Here is a 2,271-nt window from a genome sequence, read left to right on the forward strand (position 1 = left end):
GCCAGGGCCTCGCGCGGCGAGATCCCGAAGAATCCGGGGTCGAAGCGGTCCGCGTCGCTGACGAACCCGCCCGCGGCGGCGTAGCTCCTGCCGGGCCGGTCGGGGTCCGCGTCGTACAGCGCGTCGAGGTCCCAGCCCCGGTCGGACGGCAGCCCGGAGACGGCGTCGCGCCCGTCGGCGACCAGGCGCCACAGGTCCTCGGGGGTGCGTACACCGCCCGGGTAGCGGCAGCTCATGGAGACGATCACGACGGGGTCGTCGTCCGCGTCGGGTGCCGCCGACGGGGGCGGCGGGACGGTGGCGGGCTCCTCGGCGGCGCCCAGCAGTCCGGTCTCCAGGCGCCGGGCGAGCGCGGTCGCCGACGAGTAGTCGAAGACGACGGTGACCGGGAGCCGCAGGCCGGTGGCGGTGTTGAGCCGGTTGCGCATGTCCACGGCGGTCAGCGAGTCGAAGCCCAGGTCGCGGAAGGCGCGGCCGGGCGCGACGGCGTCCGGCGAGTCGTGACCGAGGACGGCGGCCGCGTGGGTCCGGACCAGGTCGACCAGCGTCCTGGTCCGCTCGGCCGCCGGAAGCGGCGCCAGCCGGTCGCGCAGTGCCGAGGGCGCTCCCTCGGCCCCGGTCCCGCCGGTCTCCGGTTCGGCGGCCAGCGCGGCGCGCACCTCGGGGAGTTCCCCGATCAGCGGGCTGGGGCGGGCCGAGGTAAAGACCGTGGCGAAGCGGTCCCAGTCGATGTCGGCGACCACGACCACCGTCTCGTCGTGGTCCAGGACCTGCTGGAGCCCGGTGATCGCGACGGCGGGCGGCATGAAGAGCACGCCGTGGCCGCGCAGGGTCTCCTCCGCCAGTTCGGCCGCCATCCCGGCCCCGCCCTCGGGGTTCCAGATCCCCCACACCACGGAGGTCGCGGCGAGGCCCCGGCTCCTGCGGTCCTCGGCCAGGCCGTCGAGGTAGGCGTTGGCGGCGGCGTACGCGCCGTGGACGGCGCTGCCCCACACCCCGGAGATGGAGGAGAACAGCACGAACGCGTCGAGCGTGTCCCGGTCGAAGAGCAGGTCCAGGTTCCTGGCCCCGCCGGCCTTGGCGTGGAAGGTGTCGGCGAACTCGTCCGCGTCGGTGTCGGGAAGCGGCACCAGCAGCCCCGCCCCCGCGGCGTGGAAGACGGTACTGATCCGGTGGCCGTCGTGTTCGAGGCCGTCCTTCAGCGCGCGCAGGGCCTCCAGGTCGCCGACGTCGCACGAGGCCAGGGTGACCCGGGCGCCGAGGGCGGCCAGTTCCTCGGAGAGCTCCGGCGCACCCGGCGCGTCCGCGCCGCGCCGGCTCACCAGCACCAGGTGCCCGGCTCCCCGCCGGGCCAGCCAGCGGGCGATCTGCGCGCCGATCCCGCCGGTACCGCCGGTGATCAGCACGGTGCCCCCGGGCCGCCACCTCCGCCGCGGTTCGGTGTCGCCCAGGGCGGACCGGACCAGCCGCCGACCGTGGCAGCCGGTGGCCCGTACGGCCACCTGGTCCTCGTCCCCGGCCCCGCCGGCCAGCACCCGGCACAGCCGCGCGGCGGCGTCCGGGCCGAGGACCTCCGGGAGGTCGATCAGACCGCCCCAACGCTGCGGGAACTCCAGTGCGGCGACCCGGCCCAGACCCCACAGCAGGTTCTGCGCGGCGCTGACCGGACCCCCGTTGCCCGTGTCCCCGACCGACACCGCGCCCCGGGTCGCCCACCACAGGGGCGCGTCGGTCCCGGCATCGCCGAGGGCCTGCACCAGCGCCAGGTTGAGCGCGGTGCCCAGCGGGACGGAGGGGTGCGCCGAGTGCGGGCGCTCGTCGAGGCCCAGCAGCGACAGCACTCCCGTCACCGGGCCGGGCAGCGCGTCGAGGGACGCGCGGACCCGGTCGGCCAGCACGGCGCGGTCGGCCTCCGCCTCGGTGGTCCGCAGGTGGACCACCGAGGCCCCGGCCTGTTCCAGCACGTGGACGGTCGCCTCCGACCGGCTTGCCCCGTCCTCGGACCGACCGTCCGACGACAGGACGAGCCAGTTGCCGTCCAGTGCGGCCGGCGGCCCCTCGGGCAGGGCCCGCCAGGTCACGCGGTAGCGCCAGGAGTCGACCACCGAACGCTCGGTGCGCTCGGTGCGCCAAGTGGCGAGCGCGGGGAGCACCACGTTCAGCGGGTCCTCGGGCGCCACCCCGAGGGCCGTGGTGAACCGGTCCAGGTCACCGCCGCCCAGGGCCTCCCAGAGGTCGTCGCCCGCCGGGGCCGTTCCGGAGGGACCGCCC

1 protein-coding gene is annotated in these 2,271 nt (G+C 76.5%); it reads right to left on the bottom strand.

The genetic code is table 11. From position 1 onward, the window contains the following. Positions 1-2,271 (bottom strand): SDR family NAD(P)-dependent oxidoreductase (locus tag VR45_RS40775; RefSeq protein ID WP_045945031.1); only part of this gene is annotated, 2,271 nt, incomplete at both ends.

Origin of the sequence: Streptomyces sp. NRRL S-495 (assembly GCF_000966955.1) — a bacterium.
GTDB classification, from domain to species: Bacteria; Actinomycetota; Actinomycetes; order Streptomycetales; family Streptomycetaceae; genus Kitasatospora; species Kitasatospora purpeofusca.